This window comes from Actinomadura sp. NBRC 104425 (assembly GCF_030269545.1).
Taxonomy (GTDB): Bacteria; Actinomycetota; Actinomycetes; order Streptosporangiales; family Streptosporangiaceae; genus Spirillospora; species Spirillospora keratinilytica.
Map to the genome: position 1 here is coordinate 159,022 of NZ_BSTN01000006.1, position 19,547 is coordinate 178,568.

At 73.8% G+C, this 19,547-nt stretch carries 18 protein-coding genes; 10 read left to right on the forward strand and 8 right to left on the reverse strand.

What is annotated here, in order from left to right; all coding sequences use genetic code 11:
- Positions 1–6 precede the first annotated feature (6 nt).
- From dgoD to QSK22_RS12115, 7 genes are all read right to left on the reverse strand, one after another.
- Positions 7–1,155 (reverse strand): galactonate dehydratase, encoded by a 1,149-nt coding sequence (gene dgoD / locus QSK22_RS12085; protein ID WP_285494187.1) that lies wholly within the window; start codon positions 1,153–1,155, stop codon positions 7–9.
- Between the two features lie 41 nt (positions 1,156–1,196).
- Positions 1,197–2,006 (reverse strand): SDR family NAD(P)-dependent oxidoreductase, encoded by an 810-nt coding sequence (locus tag QSK22_RS12090; RefSeq protein WP_285494188.1) that lies wholly within the window; start codon positions 2,004–2,006, stop codon positions 1,197–1,199.
- Entirely contained in the window at positions 2,003–2,974 is a 972-nt protein-coding gene (locus QSK22_RS12095) for a DUF4380 domain-containing protein (RefSeq protein ID WP_285494190.1), read from the reverse strand. Before QSK22_RS12095 ends, QSK22_RS12090 begins: the two co-directional genes overlap by 4 nt.
- On the reverse strand, positions 2,971–4,074 hold the full coding sequence (locus QSK22_RS12100; RefSeq protein ID WP_285494191.1) for a zinc-dependent alcohol dehydrogenase family protein: 1,104 nt from the start codon (positions 4,072–4,074) through the stop codon (positions 2,971–2,973). Before QSK22_RS12100 ends, QSK22_RS12095 begins: the two co-directional genes overlap by 4 nt.
- A 17-nt stretch (positions 4,075–4,091) precedes the next feature.
- Complete coding sequence (locus tag QSK22_RS12105; protein ID WP_285494192.1) at positions 4,092–5,117, reverse strand: ABC transporter permease; 1,026 nt, start codon at positions 5,115–5,117, stop codon at positions 4,092–4,094.
- 38 nt (positions 5,118–5,155) lie between these two features.
- On the reverse strand, positions 5,156–6,652 hold the full coding sequence (locus QSK22_RS12110) for a sugar ABC transporter ATP-binding protein (RefSeq protein ID WP_285494193.1): 1,497 nt from the start codon (positions 6,650–6,652) through the stop codon (positions 5,156–5,158).
- A gap of 90 nt (positions 6,653–6,742) precedes the next feature.
- A complete protein-coding gene (locus QSK22_RS12115; RefSeq protein WP_285494194.1) occupies positions 6,743–7,729 on the reverse strand; it encodes a substrate-binding domain-containing protein in 987 nt (328 codons plus the stop codon).
- Positions 7,730–7,894: 165 nt separating this feature from the next.
- Here QSK22_RS12115 and QSK22_RS12120 point away from each other — a divergent pair, with 165 nt between their 5' ends.
- From QSK22_RS12120 to QSK22_RS12160, 9 genes are all read left to right on the forward strand, one after another.
- Complete coding sequence (locus QSK22_RS12120) at positions 7,895–8,593, forward strand: FadR/GntR family transcriptional regulator (protein ID WP_285494195.1); 699 nt, start codon at positions 7,895–7,897, stop codon at positions 8,591–8,593.
- A 211-nt stretch (positions 8,594–8,804) separates the two neighbouring features.
- A complete protein-coding gene (locus tag QSK22_RS12125; protein WP_285494196.1) occupies positions 8,805–9,476 on the forward strand; it encodes a DUF4142 domain-containing protein in 672 nt (223 codons plus the stop codon).
- A complete protein-coding gene (locus QSK22_RS12130; protein ID WP_285494197.1) occupies positions 9,473–10,084 on the forward strand; it encodes a class F sortase in 612 nt (203 codons plus the stop codon). Before QSK22_RS12125 ends, QSK22_RS12130 begins: the two co-directional genes overlap by 4 nt.
- Positions 10,085–10,257: 173 nt before the next feature.
- Positions 10,258–10,848, forward strand: a complete 591-nt coding sequence (locus tag QSK22_RS12135; RefSeq protein WP_502872299.1) for an RNA polymerase sigma factor — start codon at positions 10,258–10,260, stop codon at positions 10,846–10,848.
- On the forward strand, positions 10,845–11,741 hold the full coding sequence (locus tag QSK22_RS12140) for a hypothetical protein (RefSeq protein WP_285494199.1): 897 nt from the start codon (positions 10,845–10,847) through the stop codon (positions 11,739–11,741). Before QSK22_RS12135 ends, QSK22_RS12140 begins: the two co-directional genes overlap by 4 nt.
- A gap of 247 nt (positions 11,742–11,988) precedes the next feature.
- The gene (locus QSK22_RS12145; RefSeq protein WP_285494200.1) at positions 11,989–12,483 is read left to right on the forward strand and encodes a (2Fe-2S)-binding protein; all 495 of its coding nucleotides are present in this window, start codon (positions 11,989–11,991) and stop codon (positions 12,481–12,483) included.
- Positions 12,480–14,888 (forward strand): xanthine dehydrogenase family protein molybdopterin-binding subunit, encoded by a 2,409-nt coding sequence (locus QSK22_RS12150; protein ID WP_285494201.1) that lies wholly within the window; start codon positions 12,480–12,482, stop codon positions 14,886–14,888. The genes QSK22_RS12145 and QSK22_RS12150 overlap by 4 nt, the downstream gene beginning before the upstream one ends.
- Positions 14,885–15,745, forward strand: coding sequence for an FAD binding domain-containing protein (locus tag QSK22_RS12155; RefSeq protein WP_285494202.1), 861 nt, complete (start codon positions 14,885–14,887; stop codon positions 15,743–15,745). The genes QSK22_RS12150 and QSK22_RS12155 overlap by 4 nt, the downstream gene beginning before the upstream one ends.
- Before the next feature lie 164 nt (positions 15,746–15,909).
- Complete coding sequence (locus QSK22_RS12160) at positions 15,910–16,758, forward strand: SRPBCC family protein (RefSeq protein ID WP_352231439.1); 849 nt, start codon at positions 15,910–15,912, stop codon at positions 16,756–16,758.
- A 120-nt stretch (positions 16,759–16,878) separates the two neighbouring features.
- Here the strand turns inward: QSK22_RS12160 and QSK22_RS12165 are convergent, their stop codons facing one another.
- Complete coding sequence (locus tag QSK22_RS12165; protein ID WP_285494204.1) at positions 16,879–18,651, reverse strand: hypothetical protein; 1,773 nt, start codon at positions 18,649–18,651, stop codon at positions 16,879–16,881.
- A gap of 135 nt (positions 18,652–18,786) precedes the next feature.
- Between QSK22_RS12165 and QSK22_RS12170 the strand changes: the two genes are divergently transcribed.
- On the forward strand, positions 18,787–19,494 hold the full coding sequence (locus QSK22_RS12170) for a class I SAM-dependent methyltransferase (RefSeq protein WP_352231440.1): 708 nt from the start codon (positions 18,787–18,789) through the stop codon (positions 19,492–19,494).
- Positions 19,495–19,547: the final 53 nt, after the last annotated feature.

The following is a 19,547-nucleotide window of genomic DNA, read 5'->3' on the forward strand; positions in this document are numbered from 1 at the left end:
CGCCCCTCACCATTCCGCGTGCCCTCCGTCGGGGTGCCGCCACAGCGGCGGCCGCCACCGGTGCCCGGTCCGGTCGGCCCGGCGGACCGCGGCCTCGTCGATCTCGATGCCCAGGCCGGGCGCCTCCCAGCGTTCGATGGCGCCGTTCACGAACGCGAACGGCGACCGGTCGGCCATGTAGTCGAGCAGTTCGGCGGTGCCGGAGTTGTAGTGGATGCCGATGCTCTGCTCCTGGATGAGGAAGTTCGGCGTGGCGAAGGCGACCTGCAGGCTCGCCGCCAGCGCCAGCGGCCCCAGCGGGCAGTGCGGGGCGAGCAGCGCCCCGTACGTCTCGGCCAGCGAGGCGATGCGCCGCACCTCGGAGATCCCCCCGGCGTGGGACAGGTCGGGCTGGACGACCCCCACCCCGGCCCGCAGCGCGGGCAGGAAGTCCGTGCGCGAGTACAGCCGCTCGCCGCACGCGATGGGGGTGGTCGTCGCGGCCACCACGTCGGCGAGCCGGTCGGTGTACTCGGGCAGCACCGGCTCCTCGACGAACATCGGCCGGTACGGCTCCAGCAGCGGCACCAGCCGGCGCGCCGCCGGCACGCTGATCCGGCCGTGGAAGTCGACGGCCACGTCGTTGCCGTCGCCGATCGCCGCCCGCACGGCCGCGACCCGCCGGACGATCTCGTCGGTCTCCCGCGCGGTCGGCAGCGGCGACACCCGCCCCGAAGCGTTGATCTTCACCGCGGTCAGCCCGGCCTCGATCTGGGCCGCGGCCTGCTCGCCGACCTGCGCGGGCTCGTCCCCGCCGACCCAGCCGTACACCCGCACCCGGTCGCGGACCGCGCCGCCGAGCAGCTGGTGCACCGGGACGCCGAGGGACTTGCCGAGGATGTCCCACAGCGCCTGGTCGAGCCCGGCGACCGCGCTCGACAGCACGGGCCCGCCCCGGTAGAACGCCGCCTTGGTCATCGTCTGCCACAGGTCCTCGACGCGCCGCGGGTCGGCGCCGATCAGCAGGTCCGACAGCTCCTCGACGGCGGCGCGGACGGTCTCGGCCCGCCCCTCCACGACCGGTTCGCCCCAGCCGACGAGGCCCTCGTCGGTCGCGATCCGGCAGAACAGCCAGCGCGGGGGGACCAGGAAGGTCTCCACCCGGGTGATCTTCACGTTCGGTTCTTCCCTCCGGTGCCGTCACGGCCTCGGTACCGTCACGACGAGTTCTTGGTGATGCTCCAGCCGCCGTCCACGAACAGGGACACGCCGGTGATGAACGAGGCGTCCGGGCCGGCCAGGAACGCGACCGCGGCGGCGACCTCCTCCGGGCGGCCGAGCCGTCCGGCGACGGTCTCGGCGGCGCTGCGCTCGCGGTCCCGCTCGCCGATCTGCTCCCACTGCGCGGTGAGGACCGGGCCCGGCAGCACGGCGTTGACCCGCACCGCGGGGCCGTACTCGACGGCGAGCTGCCGGGTCAGCCCGGTCAGTCCCGCCTTGGCCGCCGCGTACGCGGGCCGCCCCGGCAGCCCGAAGGAGGCGTGCACGGACGACACGATCACGACGGATCCGCGGCCGCCGGCGCGCAGGTCGGCCACGGTCGCCCGCACCCCGAGGAAGGTGCCGGTGAGGGTGACGTCGAGCTGCCGGTGCCAGGACTCCAGGGACAGCTCGTGCGCCGCGCCGGGCTCGTAGTGCAGGGCGTTGGACACCAGCACGTCGACGGGGCCGAGCGTCTGGCGGCAGGCGCGGACGGCCCGCTCCCAGTCGCCGGGGTCGCCGACGTCGCAGTGCACGCCGAGCGCGTCGGCTCCGTCGGCGGCCAGTTCCTCGGCGACCCGGTGGACCTCCGGGGACACGTCGAGCAGCGCGACGCCGTACCCGTCGGCGGCCAGCCGCCGCGCGGTCGCCGCGCCGATGCCCCGTGCCGCTCCGGTGACGACGGCCACCGGGCGCGCGGCGGCGTCCGGCTGCACGCTCCTGTCACCCCCGGTCATGGCGTCTCCGGTCTTGCCGTCTCCGGTCATGGCGCCTCCACCCGTACGCGGATGCCGAGGGAGGTGCCGGCGCCGGGGTCGAGCCGCGTCCACGGGCCCAGCGCCTCGCACTCGACGATCCGGGCGGGCGGGTTGAGTCCGCCGAGGTGCTCCAGCGGCCGGTCCAGCGGGTGCTCCATCCACACCTCCGCGCGGGATCCGCCGTCGGGGTATTCGGCGTCGGCGGGCACGTCCCATTCCGTGGTGAGCAGGCGGCCGTCACGGGCGTAGGTCAGCCGCCCCGTGGCGCCGGGGAAGCCGAGCTTGCCGACGACGTCCTGGGCGGGGATCTCCAGCAGTTCCGTCCCGTCCGCCGCGTCCGCGCCGGCCCGCATCCAGGCGGGTGCGGCGGTGCCGACGGCCAGTTCGACCGGGTCGGCCGAGCCCGCCGCGACCTCCACACGGGCGACCCCGCCGCCGGGGTACTGGGTGACGTTCCACAGGGCCCAGCGCACCGGCGCGGACGACTCGTTGACGGCGGTGAGCCGCAGCTCGTAGGAGGCCCGCCCGGCGTCGAGCCGGATCTCGCGGCGGATCCGCAGGCCCGTGCGCGGGTCGTGGCCGCTCTCCAGCGTCACCGCCGCGCCGTTCTCCCACTCGCGGACGGCGGCCGTGTAGGGACCCGAGTCCAGGACGGGGTCGGGCGGCCCGGCCCACTCCCGCGGCGACAACCATCCCTGCGGCGCGGGCCAGGTCTTGTCGCCGCCGTAGTTCGCCCAGTTCGCCATCGGGCCCGACGTGGGGGCGGGGCGGTGGCCGCCGACCGGGTGCAGCCGGTCGTCCAGCAGCTCGGGATTGCGCCACAGCAGTTCGGCGCCCTCGTGGACGAGGCTCAGCAGGCGGCCGCCCAGACGCGGCACGACGCCCAGCCGCAGGTGCCCGTTGTCGAGCCACACCACCTCGTACGGGCCGGACTCGTCCGTCCGGACCCGCACGCCCGCGGGCGCGCCCCCGCTCACGACGCCTCCGGGGCGGCGTCGTCCGGCACCAGGACGACCTTGCCCTTGCTCGCGCCCGCGGCCAGCGCGTACGCCTCGCCCGCCCGCGAGAACCCGAAGACGTCGCTCACGACCCGCTCCGGCCGCAGTCCCCAGTCGACCAGGTTCCGCGCCAGCTCGCTCATCGCCGGGAGCGAGGTGACCCAGGAGGCGTGGATGGTCAGCTGCTTGTGCAGGAGGGTGTCGGACACTTCGGTGTGCAGGTCGCCGCCTTCGCCGACGAGCGACACGTGCCCCCACTCGGCCGCCGCCTCCAGCGCCAGGCTCCGGCCGGGCCGGGTGCCGGAGCAGTCGATGGTCACCGCCGCCCCGCCGCGTCCGGTGAGGTCGGCGACCGCCTCGGCCGCGCCGTCGCCGGCGGGCAGCACGGCGTCGAAGACGCCGACCGTCTCGGCCCACGCGCGGCGCGCCTGCGACGGCTCCACGCCGATGACCTTGCGGGCGCCCATGCCGCGGCCGATCATCCCGGCCGCCAGCCCCACCGGGCCGAGCCCGATTACCAGCAGGTCGCCGTCGCCGCTCATCCCGGCGCGGCGCAGCCCCTCGTAGGCGGTGCCGAAGCCGCAGGCGATCAGGGCGCCGTCGACGTAGGACAGCTCGTCGGGCAGCGGCACGCAGGTCCGCTCCTCGGCCAGCAGGTACGGGGCGTGCCCGCCGTCGCGCTGCCACCCGTAGGACTCGCGGCCGCGCCCGCAGCTGATGTAGTGCCCGCGGCGGCAGTTGTCGCACAGCCCGCAGCCCACGATGTGGTAGACGATCACCCGGTCGCCGGGGCCGAAGCGGTGCACGCCGGGCCCGGCCGCCACGATCCGCCCGGACGGCTCGTGGCCTGCGATCACGCCGCGGTAGGCGGGGCCGTCCACGCCCCGGTAGCCCTTGTAGCCGCGGTAGATGTAGCCGATGTCGCTGCCGCAGATCCCGGACGCGCCGATCTCCACCAGCACCTGCCCGTGCCCCGGCCGGGGCACGTCGTGCTCGCGCAGTTCGGCGGTGCAGTCGCCGGGCAGGAAGACGCCCCGCATGGTGTCCGACACGGCACCGGTTCCGGTCGTCGAAGTCATGGTCACCGCCGGTTTTCTCAGGAGGTCGGGGTGGTGCGGCCGCGGCGCGCGACGATCACGTTGACCAGCACGGCGCCGACGATGATCACACCGCGCACCACGTTCTGCAGGAAGGAGTCCACGCCGAGCAGCACCAGCCCGTTGCCGATCACGGTGATGAACACCACGCCCAGCAGCGTGCCCAGCATCCCGCCGCGGCCGCCGGCCAGCGCGGTGCCGCCGATCACGACCGCCGCGATCACGTCGAACTCCAGCCCGGACGCGGCGCCGCCGCTGCCCGAGCCCAGCCGCGCGGCCAGCAGGATGCCGGTGACCGCCGACAGCAGGCCGGTGGTGGCGAACAGCAGCACCCGCACCCGGGTGAGGTTGATGCCCGACAGCCGCGCCGCACCGGCGTTGCCGCCGATCGCGTACACCGACCGGCCGTACGGGGTGAACCGCGCCACGTAGGCGAACACCGCGAACAGCACCAGCATGATGACCGCCGCGGTCGGCACGCCCAGCACGTCGCCGCCCAGCACGTCGAACGCGCCGCTCTCCGGCAGGGTCACCGGCAGCGCGTCGGTGAGGTAGAGGCCCAGGCCGCCGAGGACGCTCCACACCCCCAGCGTCGTGATGAACGACGGCACGTCGAACACGGCGCGCAGCCACCCCGCCGCCGCGCCCCACAGCAGGCCGAGGACCAGCGTGAGCGCGATCGCGCCCCACACGCCCAGTCCCCATTCGGCGCTGCCCTTGGCGACCAGCACCGAGGAGAACGCCACCGCCGGGCCGATGCTGATGTCGATCTCCCTCGCGATGATGACGAGGGTGACGCCCCAGGCGGCGATGCCGATGGTGGCGGCGTCGCGCAGCATGCCCAGCTGGTTGTGCACCGACAGGAAGCCTTCGGCGGAGCTGCCGAGCGCGATGTACAGCACCGCGATGGCGGCCAGCAGGCCGATCTCGTTCAGCTGGTGCGCCCGCCCGGCCAGCAGCCGGGCCGCCGCGCCGCCGGCGGGCGCGCCGGGCGGCGCGGCCCGGCCGGTCTGTGCGGTGGTCATGTGATTCGCTCTCCTCGGTTGTGGGGTGGGGGCGCGGCTCAGGCGGCCATCGCGGCGGACAGGACGGCGTCGACGGTGACGTCCGCGCCGGTGAACTCGGCGGCGACCGTGCCGCCGCGCACCGCGATGACGCGGTCGCAGACCAGCGGCAGCTCCTCCAGCTCGCCGGACACGAACAGCACGGCGGCGCCCCGGTCGGCCAGCTCGCGGACCAGCTGGTAGATGGCCTCCTTGGCCTCCACGTCGACGCCGCGGGTGGGCTCGTCCAGCAGCAGGATCCGGCTGCCGGCGTGCAGCCACCGGCCGATGACGGCCTTCTGCTGGTTGCCGCCGCTGAGGGCGGCGATGGGGGTGCGGCTCGACGCGGCGGCGATGGACAGCCGCCCGATCAGCTCGCGGGCGGCCCGGGCGACCCGGGACGGCCGCACGGACAGGCTCGTGCCGACCGCGCCGTAGTCGGACATCACCATGTTCTCGCCGACGCCCATCAGCGGGACGATCGCCTCGCTCTTGCGGTCCTCGGGCGTCAGCCCGACGCCCCGACGCTTCATGCCGGCGGGCGTGACGCGGGGCACCGGTTCCCCGTCCACCCGGACGGTCCCGGCCGCGATCGGCGCGAACCCGGCGACGGCGCGCAGTATCTCGGTGCGTCCCGAGCCCATCAGCCCGGCCAGCCCCAGGATCTCGCCGGGGTACAGGTCGAAGGAGACGTCCACGACCTTGGGCGGCACGCGCAGGCCGGACACCGACAGCAGCGGCGTGCGGGTGCGGTCGACCGTACGCGACTGGGGCCGTACGGCCGCCTCGTAGGTCGAGCCGAGCATCATCGCGACCGCCTCGTCGGTGGAGGTGGTGGTCAGGTCGACGGTGCCGACGACCCGGCCGTCGCGCATCACGGTGGCGGTGCGCGCGATCCGCCGGATCTCGTCGAGCCGGTGGCTGACGTAGATCACCGCGACACCGCTGTCGGCGATCCGCCGCACAGCGTCCAGGACGATCTCCACCTCGGCGGCGGCCAGCGCGCTGGTGGGCTCGTCCAGGATCAGCAGCCGCGGTTCGCGGCGCACCGCCCGGCAGATCTCCACGAGCTGCTGCTCGGCGAGCGGAAGCGTGCCGACCTGGGCGTCGGGGTCGATGTCCAGCCCCAGCCGGTCGAAGATCTCCCGTGCGGCGCGGCGCATCGCGGCGTGGTCGACGCGGCCCGCGGCGGTGCGCGGCCAGTGGCCGAGGAACAGGTTCTCCGCCGCCGTCATCCCCGGGACCAGGCTGAGCTCCTGGTGGACGGTCTGCACGCCGAGCTCGCCGGCGCGCTGCACCCCGCCGTCGCCCAGCGGCCGCCCGCCGATCTCCACGGTGCCGGCGTCGGCCCGCTCGACGCCCGACAGCACCCGGATCAGCGTGGACTTGCCCGCGCCGTTGCGGCCGAGGAACGCCCGCACCTCCCCGGCCTCGATCTCCAGGCTCGCGCCGGTCAGCGCCCGGACTCCGGGGTAGTGGCGGGTGACGTCGGCGACGCGTACCAGCGGGGTGCTCATGACTGGTCCTTCTCTCGGCTGCTCGGACGGTCTCGGCGACGGCACGGTCGCGCGGGGCGGCAGGGCCTTGCGGGGCGGCGGGCGCGCGGCCTACGGGATGCCATCGGGGTGCTCCCGGAGCCAGCGGGCGCCGTCCTGCGCGCCCAGGTAGCGGTCGACGGGCGCCGGGATGATGAACCGGCCCGGCGGGCGGCCGGCCAGCACGTCCTGCGCGGCCTTTCCGGCCAGCTGCCCGACCTTGATCCCGGAGATGTCCGCCACGCCCTTGAGGACCCGTCCGTCCTGCAGCTTCTTGGCCGCGTCGACGGACATGTCCCCGCCGAACACCACGGTCTTGCCGATCCGGCCGCGGGTCTCGACCGCCCGGACCGCGCCGAGCGTCTGCGAGCCCGCCTCGCCGTAGAACGCGTCGAGGTCGCGGTGGGCGATGAGGAGCTGCGTGGCCCGCTCCACGGCCTCGTCCAGCTGGAGGCCCTGCTGGCTGGCGACGATCCGCGCACCCGGCACCTTCGCCTTCAGCGCCCGCTCGAAGCCCTCGCGCCGCTGCACGCAGACCTCGAACTGCTCGCAGTTGATGATCCCGACCTGCGGGTCGCGGATGCCGGCGCGCAGGAAGTGGTCGGCCATCTGCTCGCCGCTGACCCGGCCGAACTCCTCCGGCGAGCCGAGCACGAAGGCGCGCACGTACTTGCGGGCCTGCGCGTCCTCGATGCAGGTGTTGTAGCAGATCACCGGGACGCCGCTCTCCTTGGCCAGCCGCATCGCCGGAACCGACGCGGTGGCCGAGGCGGGCGAGACGATCAGCGCGTCGGCCTTCGCCGAGCTCATCGTGTTGATGAACGAGCTCTCCCGGGACGGGTCCGACTGGATGTTGATCTGCAGCAGCTGCGGCCCGCGGCCCTGCCGGTCCAGCGTCGCGCGCAGCCCGCGCTTGACGCCCGCGTAGTAGCCCTCGGCGTTGAGGTAGACGACGCCGATCCGGCCGTTCTCGCCCACCCGGCCGCCGCACGCGGCCGTGACCGCCAGGACCGCGGCCGCCACGAGCACGGCCAGGATCCGGCGCTTGGCATGGTTCATCGACGCATCTCCTCGAACATGCAGGTCGTCCACCACGGGTGTGTCCGCCGACACTGTTTAACGCCCAGGTCGCACGGCTGTCAAGAATAATTATTAATTTATGATTACTAGGCGACGGGGCGATGCCGCTAGGGTGCTCGCCGACGGCCGGAACGGAGGGACCTCGTGGCCCGGTACACCGAACGCGGACTGCACGGGCAGACCGTGCAGGAGATCGCGCGCCGCATCCTCACCGGCGAACTGCGGCCCGGCGACACCATCGACCCGGCCGCCCTCGGCGCCGAGCTGGACATCAGCCTCACCGCGCTGCGCGAGGCGCTGAAGGTGCTGGCCGCCAAGGGTCTGGTCGCCTCCCGCCAGAAGCGCGGCACCTACGTCCGCCCCCGCTCCGACTGGAGCCTGCTGGACCCCGACGTCATCCGCTGGCAGTTCGCCAACCGCAGCGACGCCGCCTTCCTGGAGAACCTCGCCGAGGTCCGCGGCATCATCGAGCCCCAGGCCGCCCGGCTGGCCGCGCTGCGCCGCACCGACGAGGACCTCGCCGCCCTGGACGACGCCCTGGCCGCGATGGGCCGGGCCGACGGCGACGCCGCCCTGGCCGTCCAGGCCGACCTGGCCTTCCACCGCGCCCTGCTCACCGCCACCCACAACGAGCTCCTGGAGCGGATGGAGATCGTCATCGAGGTCGGGCTGGCCGAGCGTGACCGCCTGGTGCACGGCGTCGGCCGCCACGACGACCCGGTGCCCAGCCACCGCGCCGTCCTCGAGGCCGTCCGCGCCGCCGCGCCGGACCGGGCGGAGGCGGCCATGCGGGACCTGCTCGCCAAGGCCCGCCGCGACCTCGACACCATCCGCGAAAGCTGACCGGCCGGCCCACCCCGTCCGGGGGGGGCTTGGGCGCGGGGCGCTTCAGGGATCGGCATGACGCTGGTCAGGTATATGCCGGACAAAGGCTGAACAGGCCAGAAGACGGCAAGGATGCTTTCAGGGCGGAATGACGCCTCTCATGAGTGCGCGTGCCGGGGGAACGGTCGCGGCAGTGTTCGGTCGATTCATGCGCAACCGTGGAGGTGTGATGTCGATCTTGCGTGTTGTGCCGGTCGCCGGGGCCGTTGTCGCCTTTTCGGCCGCTGGTATGGCGCCCGCAGCGGCGCAACAGGACGTGTCGGCCCGGGACAAGAAATGGCTTGTGCAGGCCCACCAGGGAAATCTGACAGAGGTCACGGTGGGCACGATCGCGCAGAGGAAGGGCAAGTCAAAGGCCGTGCGCTCACTCGGGGCCATGCTGGTGAGCGACCACTCCAAGCTCGACAGGGCGGTCCAGGACACGGCGCGCAGGCTCGGCGTCTCGCTGCCGGCGGAGCCGTCGACCGCGCAGAAGGCACTGGCGGCCAGGCTGAACGCCATGCACGGCAAGGCGTTCGACCGGGCCTGGCTGAACGCCCTGATCAAGGACCACCGGGACGATCTGGCCGCCGCCCGCGAGGAGGTGCGCCTGGGGACGGCGGCCGAGGCCCAGCACCTGGCCACGGTGAGCTCCCCGGTTTTCCGCAAGCACCTGAACATGCTGTTGCGGGCACGTGAGGCCGACCCGCCGGGCCACGTCGCGGCCGGCAGCGGCGGCTTGGCGACGGCCGCTCCGGACGGGCGGCCCCTCGCGCTGGGATACGGGCTGCTTTCCGCAGGGTTGCTGGTGACGGCGGGCGGTGCCCTGCTGTGGAGGCGTCCCGTGCCGTGGAGGGGTTGACGATCGCAGGTGTGGTGAGCGCCGTACTCGGCGCGGCGCTCACCGTCTGCGGCGCCGCCCTCGTCATGCGCCCCGCCCCGCGGGTGACACCGCAGGCGCTGGACGCCGGCACGGTCCCCACGGCGGTCGGCGGACCGGCGACGCACCCCGCTGCGGCCGACACCGGCTCGCCACCGGTCCGACTGGAGATCCCCGACCTGCGGGTGCGGGCCCGGGTGCTGCCCGTCGGCGTCCGGCCCGACGGAACCCTGGAGGTGCCGCCGTCCGCACGCGACCTCGGCTGGTGGCGAGGCGGAGCCGCACCCGGCTCGGCCACCGGCACGGTCGTCATCGCCGGTCACGTTGACACCGCCAGGGAAGGCCCGGGGGCATTGTTCGGACTCAGGGGCGTCCGGATGGGCGGCCGGATCAATGTGCGCAGCGCCGACGGCCGGACGCGCGATTACCGGATCGTGGCCCGGCGCGCATATCCGAAACAGCGGCTTCCCCATTCGGTATTCGCCCAGGACTCGCCCGCTCGATTGGTTCTCATCACCTGCACCGGCTCATTCGACCGCCGCACGTCCAGCTATTCGCACAATCTCGTCGTCTACGCCCAGCCCGACTGACCTTCTGATCTGCGAGAAACGGCGGCCGTCGCGGGAATGCGGCGGTGAGCGGCGCTCCGGCTGCGCGGAGAATGGTCACCACCGTCACCGGCGCAGCTCCGCGGGGGCTCGGATGAGCCGCGCGGCCACCGGCCCGGTCCGCGAACGCGTGAAAGATCCGCGTGCGTGCGGACATGTGGTGTGGTGACCGACGCCGTCCCCAGGAAGGCGAACCCCCATTGGACGAAGACGAGTTCGCCGCCGTCTACGCGGAGAACTACCGAGCACTGTTCGGCTATGCCCTGCGGCGCTGCGAGTCCCCGGACGACGCCGCCGACGTGGTGGCCGAGACGTTCACCATCGCCTGGCGGCGGGCGGACGACCTGCCGCCCGGCGACGAGGCCCGGCTCTGGCTGTACGGAGTGGCGCGCAGGGTGCTGGCCAACCACCGCCGAGGCGAACTGCGGCACGCGGCCAAAACGGCGATGCTGCGCGACGAACTGGCCGCCGCACCGTCCCTCACCCCGGCGCCCATGGACGGCACCCCCGTCGCGCAGGTGTTCCGCGCCCTTCCGGAACGAGACCGGGAGCTGCTGTCCCTGGTCGCATGGGAGGGGCTGAGCCACGCGGAGATCGCCAAGGTCCTCGGCTGCTCGCGCAATGCGGTGAGCAGCCGGCTGCACCGCGCCCGCAAACGCTTCGCCCGCGCGCTGCGCGCCGCCGGCGTGGACGAGGTACCGGCCGTCCGCAACACACGCTTGGAGATGGAAGGAAACCGACGGTGACCACGCCCGAAATCGACGAGCTGGTGGCCCGCCTGGCCCCCGGATACGACGACCGAGCCGCGGAACCGGCCTCGCCGGGAGCCCGCGCCCTGCTCGCGGCGATCACGGCGGAGCCGCGGGCCGCGGCCCGGCCGCGGCGCCGCCGGTACGGGCGGTACGCGGCCGGGTTGGTCGCCGCTACCGCCGTGGCCGCCGGCGCGGTCGTCGCGCTGGACGCCGGCGGGCCCGGCCCCGTCCGCGGCTACGCCAACGCCGCCGTGGACATCCGGCGCACGGACGACACCTACCGGGTCCACGTCAAGGACGTCTACGCCGACCAGCGCCAGTTCCGGGAGGCGTTCGCCCGGCTCGGCCTCGACGTGACCCTGTCGATCGTGCCGGTGTCCCCCGGCCGCGAACGGAAGATCATCCGCTTGGGGGGCGCCTCCCGCACCGGAGCCGACGGCACGCCTGGCAGCATCCAGATCGCCACCGTGCTGGACTGCCCGCCCGGCCGGGGCACCGCCTGTCCGCTGACCGTGGAACTCAGCGGCGAGGCGGTCCGGTGGCAGGCGACCGAGATCGTCATCGGCCGGACGGCCCGACCCGGCGAGGTCTACCGCGACCAGCACCCCGCGGCGGGTGACAACCCGCCGAGCCTGCGGCTGACCGGCCGCACCGTCGCCCAGGCCCTCGCCCGGCTGCGCGCACGGCACATGACCGCCGCCTACCTGATCGGGGAGTTCAAGAAGGACGGTTCGGGCAACTACTACTCCCCGCCGGCCGACTGGCGGCCGGAGGGCGGCCGACACGTCGCGGGCGCGTGGATGCGCAGCTCCGACTCGGTCACCCTGCTGGTCGCCCCGCGGCAAGGCGACCCCGGCCCCGATCCTTCTCGTCCCGCCCCCTTCTGACCTACCGGGGCCGGCCGGGACGGGCCGCCCAGCGCCCGTCCCGGCCGGTGAGGGGATGTACCAAACGAAAGCAAATTGAGGGTGGCGGGGGGTGGTACGGGGGTTACGGGTCGGCTTACGTTCGTTGCGTCGCCTTCTTCCGAGCGACGGAGGTGGCCCCGATGCCGTGGCCGGTCCAGCGTGCTCCTCGTGCTCCTCCCCCAGGGGACGTCTTCCCACCCCAACCGAGACGTCCCTGGGAGAAGGAATGCCACGTGTCCGCGTCGAGGTCGACGGTGCGACGTACGAGGACGACGTCGAACCGCGCCTGTTGCTCGTCCACTACCTGCGTGACCGGTTGGGGAAGGTCGGCACCCCGATCGGCTGCGACACCACCAACTGCGGCGCCTGCACCGTCCTGATGGACGGGTTGAGCGTCAAGAGCTGTTCCGTGCTGGCCGTGCAGGCCGACGGCCGCGAGATCACCACGGTCGAGGGGCTGGGGATCGACGGCGTGCTGCACCCCCTGCAGCGGGCCTTCCACGAGGAGCACGCGCTGCAGTGCGGCTTCTGCACCCCCGGCATGATCATGGCGGCGCTCGACCTGCTGCGGGAGAACGCCGACCCGTCCGACGAGGAGATCCGGGAGGGACTCGAAGGGAACCTGTGCCGCTGCACCGGCTACCAGAACATCGTGCGGGCGGTGCGCCGCGCGGCCGGTGAGATGCGCACCCCGGCGCGGGACCGGGAGGTGACACCGTGACCGTCCAGGAGATCGGTTCCCCGCGCCGCAGGAGCGAGGACGCGCGGCTGATCACCGGCCGCACCCGCTGGACCGACAACATGCAGCCCATGGGGACGCTGTACGTGGCGTTCCTGCGCAGCCCCATGGCGCATGCGCGGATCAACGCGGTGGACGTGTCGGCGGCCAAGGCCCGTCCCAACGTCGTCGCCGTGCTGACGGGGGCGGACTTCGCCGACGAGCAGGGCTCGCTGCCGTGCGCGTGGCCCGTCACCGAGGACATGAAGCACCCCGCGCACCCCCCGATGGCCGTGGACGAGGTGCGGTACGCAGGGGAGCCGGTGGCGTGCGTGGTGGCACGCGACCGGTACACGGCGGCCGACGCGTTGGAGGACATCGACGTCGACTACGAGCCGCTGCCCGCCGTCACCGACATGGAGGAGGCGCTCAGGGAGGGCGCCGATCTCGTCCACGAGGACCTTGGCACCAACAAGTGCTACACGTGGGTGTACGAGAACGGCGACCTGGACGCGGCGATGCGCGACGCCCCCGTGGTGATCGAGCGCCGGTACGTCCAGCAGCGGCTCATCCCGACGGCGATGGAGCCCCGGGCCGTGCTGTGCGTGCCCGAGGGCGACGGCTTCACGGTGTACTCGGCCACGCAGATCCCGCACATCCTGCGGTTGATGCTGGCGACGGTCACCGGTATCCCCGAGCACCGGCTGCGGGTCGTGGCCCCCGACGTGGGCGGCGGGTTCGGCTCCAAGCTGCAGGTATACGGGGAGGAGGTGCTGTGCCTGCTGCTGGCCAGGCGGCTGGGCCGTCCGGTCAAGTGGACCGAGTCGCGCAGCGAGGGCAACATGGCGGTCCACCACGGACGCGACCAGATCCAGCGGCTGACGCTGGCCGCCGAACGGGACGGGCGCATCCGCGGGCTGAAGGTGGACCTGCTGGCCGACATGGGCGCGTACCTGATGCTGGTCACGCCGGGCGTGCCGCTGCTGGGCGCGTTCATGTTCAACGGCATCTACAAGATGGACGCCTACTCGTTCACCTGCACGGGCGTGTTCACGACGAAGACGCCGACGGACGCCTACCGGGGCGCGGGCCGTCCGGAGGCCACGTTCGCGATCGAGCGGCTGATGGACGAGCTCGCCGCCGAGCTGGGCCTGGACCCGATCGAGGTGCGGCGCCGCAACTGGATCCGGCACGAGGAGTTCCCGTACGAGACGATCTGCGGGCTCACCTACGACTCCGGCGACTACGAGGCGGCCACCGACAAGGCGCTGCGGCTGTTCGAGTACGACAAGCTGCGCGCCGAGCAAAGGGACCGGCGCGAGCGGCGCGACCCGGTGCAGCTGGGCATCGGCGTCTCGACCTACACGGAGATGTGCGGGCTGGCGCCGTCGCGGGTGCTGGGGTCGCTGTCGTACGGCGCGGGCGGCTGGGAGCACGCGTCGGTGCGGGTGCTGCCGTCCGGCAAGGTCGAGGTGGTCACCGGGTCGTCGGCGCACGGCCAGGGCCACGAGACGGCGTGGGCGCAGATCGCCGCGGACCGGCTCGGTGTGCCGTTCGAGGATGTCAAGGTGCTGCACGGTGACACGGCGGTGTCACCCAAGGGCATGGACACCTACGGGTCGCGGTCGCTGGCGGTCGGCGGTGTCGCACTGTACGGCGCCTGCGACAAGGTGATCGAGAAGGCCAAGAAGGTGGCCGCGCACCTGCTGGAGGCCGACGAGAACGACCTGGAGTTCTCCGGCGGGCGCTTCCGGGTGCGGGGCGTGCCCGACGGCGGCCGCACCCTGCAGGAGATCGCGATGGCCGCGTTCGCCGCGCACGACCTGCCGGAGGGCCTGGAGCCGTCGCTGGACGCCGACCTGACCTTCGACCCGGAGAACTTCTCCTTCCCGCACGGCACGCACCTGTGCGCCGCCGAGGTCGACACCGAGACGGGCATGGTGCGGCTGCGTTCGTACGTGGCCGTGGACGACGTCGGCAAGGTCGTCAACCCGCTGATCGTCGAGGGGCAGGTGCACGGCGGGCTCGCCCAGGGCATCGCGCAGGCCCTGTACGAGGAGGCCGTGTACGACGAGGAGGGCAACCTGACCACCACGACGATGGCCGACTACCTGGTGCCGTCGGCGGCCGACCTGCCGGAGTTCGTCACCGACCGCACCGAGACCCCGGCGACGTCCAACCCGCTGGGCGTCAAGGGGGTCGGCGAGGCCGGGACGATCGCGTCCACCCCGGCGGTGGTCAACGCGATCGTCGACGCACTGCGCCCGTACGGCGTGCGGGACGTGCCGATGCCGTGCACGCCCGAACGGGTGTGGCGGGCGCTGCGGGGCGAGCGCGAACCCGCGGGGGACGCGCGTCCGGGCGCGGCCGGAGGGCTCGGCTCGGCGCAGGGAGGTGACGCCCGATGATCCCGGCGACGTTCGACTACGCGCGGCCCGGCACGGTCGAGGAGGCGTGCGCGGCGCTGGCCGAGGCGGGCGAGGACGCCAAGGTGCTGGCGGGCGGGCAGAGCCTGATGCCCCTGCTGCGGCTGCGGCTCGCCTACCCCGACGCGCTGATCGACCTTGACCGCGTGGCCGCGCTGCGGGAGATCCGCGACGAGGACGGCGCGCTGTTCATCGGCGCGATGGCCACCCACCACCAGGTCATGCGGGACCCGCTGGTGCGCGCGCACGCCCCGCTGATCGCCAAGGCCACCGCGACGGTGGCGGACCCGGCGGTGCGGCACCGCGGCACGTTCGGCGGGGCGCTGGCGCACGCCGACCCGGCCGGGGACCTGCCCGCCGTGGCGCTGGCGCTGGACGCGACGTTCCTGGCGGTGTCGGCCGAGCGCGGCGAACGCGAGATCGCGGCGGCGGACTTCTTCGTGGACTGGATGACCTCGGCGCTGGAGCCGGACGAGATCCTGGTCGGCGTCCGCGTGCCGAAGCTGGGCGCGGGCTGGGGCGTGCACTACGAGAAGTTCCACCGCACCGCGCAGGCGTGGGCGATCGTCGGGGTCGCGTGCGCGGTGCGGCGCGAGCGAGGCGCGGTCGAGGCCGCCCGGGTCGCGCTGACCAACATGGGGCCCACGCCGGTGCGCGCCGCCGAAGTGGAGGACTTCATCGCTGGCCGCACGGTCTCGGAGAGCTCTTTCCGGGAGGCCGGCGAACGGGCCGCCGCGGGCACGTCCCCGCCCGGTGACCTGCACGGTTCCTCCGAGTACCGCGCGCATCTGGCCCGCGTGCTCACCGCCCGCGCCCTCACCGCCGCCGCGTCGGCGTGACGCCTGCGGCCGGGGCCCGCGCCCGCCGCTGACAATCCGGGCGCGGGCCCCGAGGGCCGCGGGTTATCCACAGGCACAGGGGTATCTGGCGTCTGTGCGGTGCGCGGTCGTAGGGTCGCAGTCAGGCCCCCTGAACGCGCCCCCGAACGAAAAGGACCGTGATCATGGAGCTCGACCACGAATTCACCGTCCCCGTACCGGTGGATCGCGCCTGGTCGGTACTGCTCGACGTGGAACGGGTGGCCCAGTGCGTGCCGGGCGCGACGCTGGAGTCGGCCGAAAACGGGGAGTACACCGGGCGGCTGCGGGTGAAGGTCGGCGCCATGACCGTCACCTACCGCGGCACGGCGCGGATCGTGGCGGCCGACGAGTCCGCGCGCACGGTGACGATCGAGGCGTCCGGCAAGGAGGCCCGCGGCCCGGGCACCGCGTCGGCGACCGTCCAGGCGCGCCTGCACTCCGTGCCCGATGAGGGGGCGGCCGGGCCGGGAGGGGGCGGCACCACGCGCGTCACCGTGCACACCAAGCTGAACGTGACCGGGCGCCCCGCCCAGTTCGGCCGCAACATCCTGTCCGAGGTCGGCGCCAAGCTGATCGGACGGTTCGCCGACACGCTGGCCAAGGAGCTGGAGTCGTCCGAGGAGAGCGGCGCACCGGCGGCCGAAGACATCGTCGACCAGCAGGGCGCCGCCCAGAAGGCCAAGGAGGTGCAGGAGCAGAAGAACGAGCCGCGAACACCCACCGAGGCACCCGAACCCACCCCGGCCGAGGGCGCCGCCCCGCCGCAGATCGAGCCCAAGCCCATACCGCAACAGCGGCCCCCGTCGGAGACCAGGCGAGAGCATCCGGCGGCCGGCGCCCAGCCGCGCCGCGAGCAGGAGCCGATCGACCTGCTGGAAGTGGCGGGGCCGTCGGTGGCCAAACGGGCCGTCCCAGCGATCGCTGCCGTGGTCGCGGTGCTGCTGGCCGCCCGCTTCCTGATACGCCGCCGCAGGCGCAGAAACCGCCGCTAACCCGAACGACGGCACGAAACAAACGCCAACACAACCGACAGCCCACCCAACACCACAGCGGACAGCACAACTGCCGGCCGCCCGTTCCTTAGCGCGTCGCCACAGGCACAGAAGGCGCCGCTAACCTGAGCGTCGGGGCGGGACGATCGCCAACACAGTCGACAGCGCACCGAACGGCACAGCGGGCAGCACATACCGGTAGTCGAAGTCGGCGGTGGCGGCGGGCACGACCAGCAGCCCCACCGCCACCAACCACGGCAGCAGAGCGCGGCGCACAGCCCCACGGCGCACCCGCGCCAGAGCCCGGCAGGACGACAACGCCCATCGCCGACCTGATCCAGGGCAACGCCCCCACCGACGCCCCAGAGCCGCTCGCCCTCGACCGACCGGCGCGGCCACCCCCAGCCTCGCCGGTGGACGCGCGGCCCCTCTCCCCACCACCAGCCACGGCAGCAGGGCGCGGCGCACAGCCCCGCGTCGGCCAGCAGCGGCGGCACGCGCCCGCACAAGAGCCCGGCGGAACACCAACGCTCGTCGGCGGCCTGATCCAGGGCAACACCCCCACCGACGCCCCAAAGCCGCTCGCCCTCGACCGACCGGCGCGGCCACCCCCGATCTCGCCGGTGGACGCGCGGGGCCTGCCCCCGTCGCCATCGCGACCGCCGCGACGGCCAGCATGACGCCCAGTCCGATGCCCGGCAGGTACACGCGGTGCTGGTAGGCGCGCATCCATCCGGCGTAGGGCTCCACGACGCGCACCGGCCGGACGCGGTGGGTGTAGGCGCGGGCGACCTTGGCCTGGCGCCTGCTGAGATGAAGCGGCCTGGCCGGGAACTCGTACTTGCGGAAGGTCGGCAGTTGCGGGTACACGGTCCGCTTCCACCAGAACGCGCGCAAGGTGTCCCGCACGACGACGCGGGCGTAGTCGGCGGGCTGGGCGCGGATCGCCGCCCACGCGAACTCCCCGGCGCGCTCGTTCGAGCCCATCTTGCCGCCGGGGGCGCGGAAGAACGGCGACTGCCTGGTCCACAGCACCGCGAACGCGGGTGCCACGCCCGGGGGCGGCGTGCGCGGGCACAGGTCGAGCAGGCCGGGACGCGGCCTGATGACCGAGCAGTCGGCGAAGTCGACGGTGCGGCTGTAGAGGAAGACCTTCTCGGTGCCGGTCAGCGCGAACCGGCCGTGCACGACCTTGAACCACGCGGCGTACAGCAGCAGCGGGACGGCGAACGACACCACCAGCACCGCCGCGGGCCGCCACGGCACGCCGGAACGCAGCACCAGGAGCCATGCCAGGACGATCGCCAGCAGGGGCAGGCCGACCGACCGTGTCGTCCCGGCCAGGCCGAGCAGCAGACCGCCCGCGGCGGCCGCCCGCACGCCGACCCGCGCGTTCCACAGCAGCACCACGACCGCGGCGACCAGCAGGAACGTGAACAGCGTCTCCGACAGCAGCAGGTGTTCGAGCTGGATCTGGTACCCGTCGAACAGCACCGGCAGGGTCGCCGCCGCGCCCAGCAGCCCCGGCCGCAGCGTCCGGCCGGGCCAGGCCGCCCGCGCGTGCCGCCATACCAGCGCGTACAGCAGCACCGCCGTCAGCAGCCCGAGCAGGTGCTGGACGGCGACCACCGCGAACAGGCTGTGCAGCGGACGCAGCACCAGCAGCATGACCCCGTACGCGCTCGCCCGCGTGATCGACGGCTCCAGCGTGACGGCCACGCGCAGGTAGCCGACCGAGTCGCCGAACCACAGCCCCGTGGGGTATCCGGCCAGCGCGACCGCCCGTACGGCCAGGCCCGCCGCGAGCACCGCGGCGACGGGCCAGTGCCGCCTGGCGGCGGGCACCGCTCCGTCGGGCAGACGCTGCCGCACCGCCCGGCCGATCGCGCCCATCTGCGATACCCCCTCCGGTCAGGGGTCTGTTCCCCGGGGGTGCGGCCGGTATCGCCATGGCCCGCACTGCGTCCGCCAAAAGGGCGTCAACCACGGCGCGTGCGATGGCCGCGGCGGGTCGCAATCGGTGCGCTGGTGACCGTGGACACCATCGAGATTCAGCGGGTCGTCGACATCGAGGACGACAACTGGTGGTACCGCGAGCGCCGCGGGATCATCGCCCGGGAGCTGCGCCGGATCGGCGTGCCCGGGCAGGCCGTGGACATCGGCGCCGCGGGCGGCGGCAACACCAGGGTGCTGATGGAGCATGGCTGGCAGGCGGTGGCGATCGACTCCGCCCCCGCCGCCGTGGACCTGTGCCTGGCCCAGGGCATCGTCGCCTACCTCGGCGACGCCCGGTTCCTGCCGCTGCCGTCGGCGACCTACGACCTGGCGCTGGCGCTCAACGTGCTGGAACACGTGGACGACGACCGCGCCGCCGCCGCGGAGATCGCCCGGGTGCTGCGTCCCGGCGGGACCGCGCTGGTCGCCGTGCCCTGCGACATGCAGCTGTGGTCGGCGCACGACGTGGCGCTGGGCCGCGTGCGCCGCTACGCCCGGGCGGACCTGGCCGGGGTACTGGAGGGCGCCGGGCTGCGGGTGGAACGGCTGTGGAACTGGAACGTCCTGCTCCGCCCGCTGGTGCGGTGGCGGCGGCACCGCACCCGGTACTGCGAGGACATGGCGGACGCCCCGCCCGTGGTGAACGAGCTGCTCAGCCTGGTCAGCGCCGTGGAGCGGCGGCTTCCGGTCCGGTCGTGGCCGGGCGTCACGCTGTTCGCCCGCGCCTACCGCCCCGACTGACCGCCCGGCCGGCATCGGAACATGCGCCGGGCGCCCGGGAGGAGTCCTCCCGG

Bases quoted from the DNA above. Each gene is read 5' to 3' on its own strand.
- QSK22_RS12090 (WP_285494188.1), bottom strand. From the start codon at position 2,006: ATGACCGGAGACGGCAAGACCGGAGACGCCATGACCGGGGGTGACAGG.
- QSK22_RS12100 (WP_285494191.1), bottom strand. From the start codon at position 4,074: ATGACTTCGACGACCGGAACCGGTGCCGTGTCGGACACCATGCGGGGC.
- QSK22_RS12105 (WP_285494192.1), bottom strand. From the start codon at position 5,117: ATGACCACCGCACAGACCGGCCGGGCCGCGCCGCCCGGCGCGCCCGCC.
- QSK22_RS12110 (WP_285494193.1), bottom strand. From the start codon at position 6,652: ATGAGCACCCCGCTGGTACGCGTCGCCGACGTCACCCGCCACTACCCC.
- QSK22_RS12115 (WP_285494194.1), bottom strand. From the start codon at position 7,729: ATGAACCATGCCAAGCGCCGGATCCTGGCCGTGCTCGTGGCGGCCGCG.
- QSK22_RS12125 (WP_285494196.1), top strand. From the start codon at position 8,805: ATGTCGATCTTGCGTGTTGTGCCGGTCGCCGGGGCCGTTGTCGCCTTT.
- QSK22_RS12135 (WP_502872299.1), top strand. From the start codon at position 10,258: ATGTGGTGTGGTGACCGACGCCGTCCCCAGGAAGGCGAACCCCCATTG.
- QSK22_RS12145 (WP_285494200.1), top strand. From the start codon at position 11,989: ATGCCACGTGTCCGCGTCGAGGTCGACGGTGCGACGTACGAGGACGAC.
- QSK22_RS12155 (WP_285494202.1), top strand. From the start codon at position 14,885: ATGATCCCGGCGACGTTCGACTACGCGCGGCCCGGCACGGTCGAGGAG.
- QSK22_RS12160 (WP_352231439.1), top strand. From the start codon at position 15,910: ATGGAGCTCGACCACGAATTCACCGTCCCCGTACCGGTGGATCGCGCC.
- QSK22_RS12165 (WP_285494204.1), bottom strand. From the start codon at position 18,651: ATGGGCGCGATCGGCCGGGCGGTGCGGCAGCGTCTGCCCGACGGAGCG.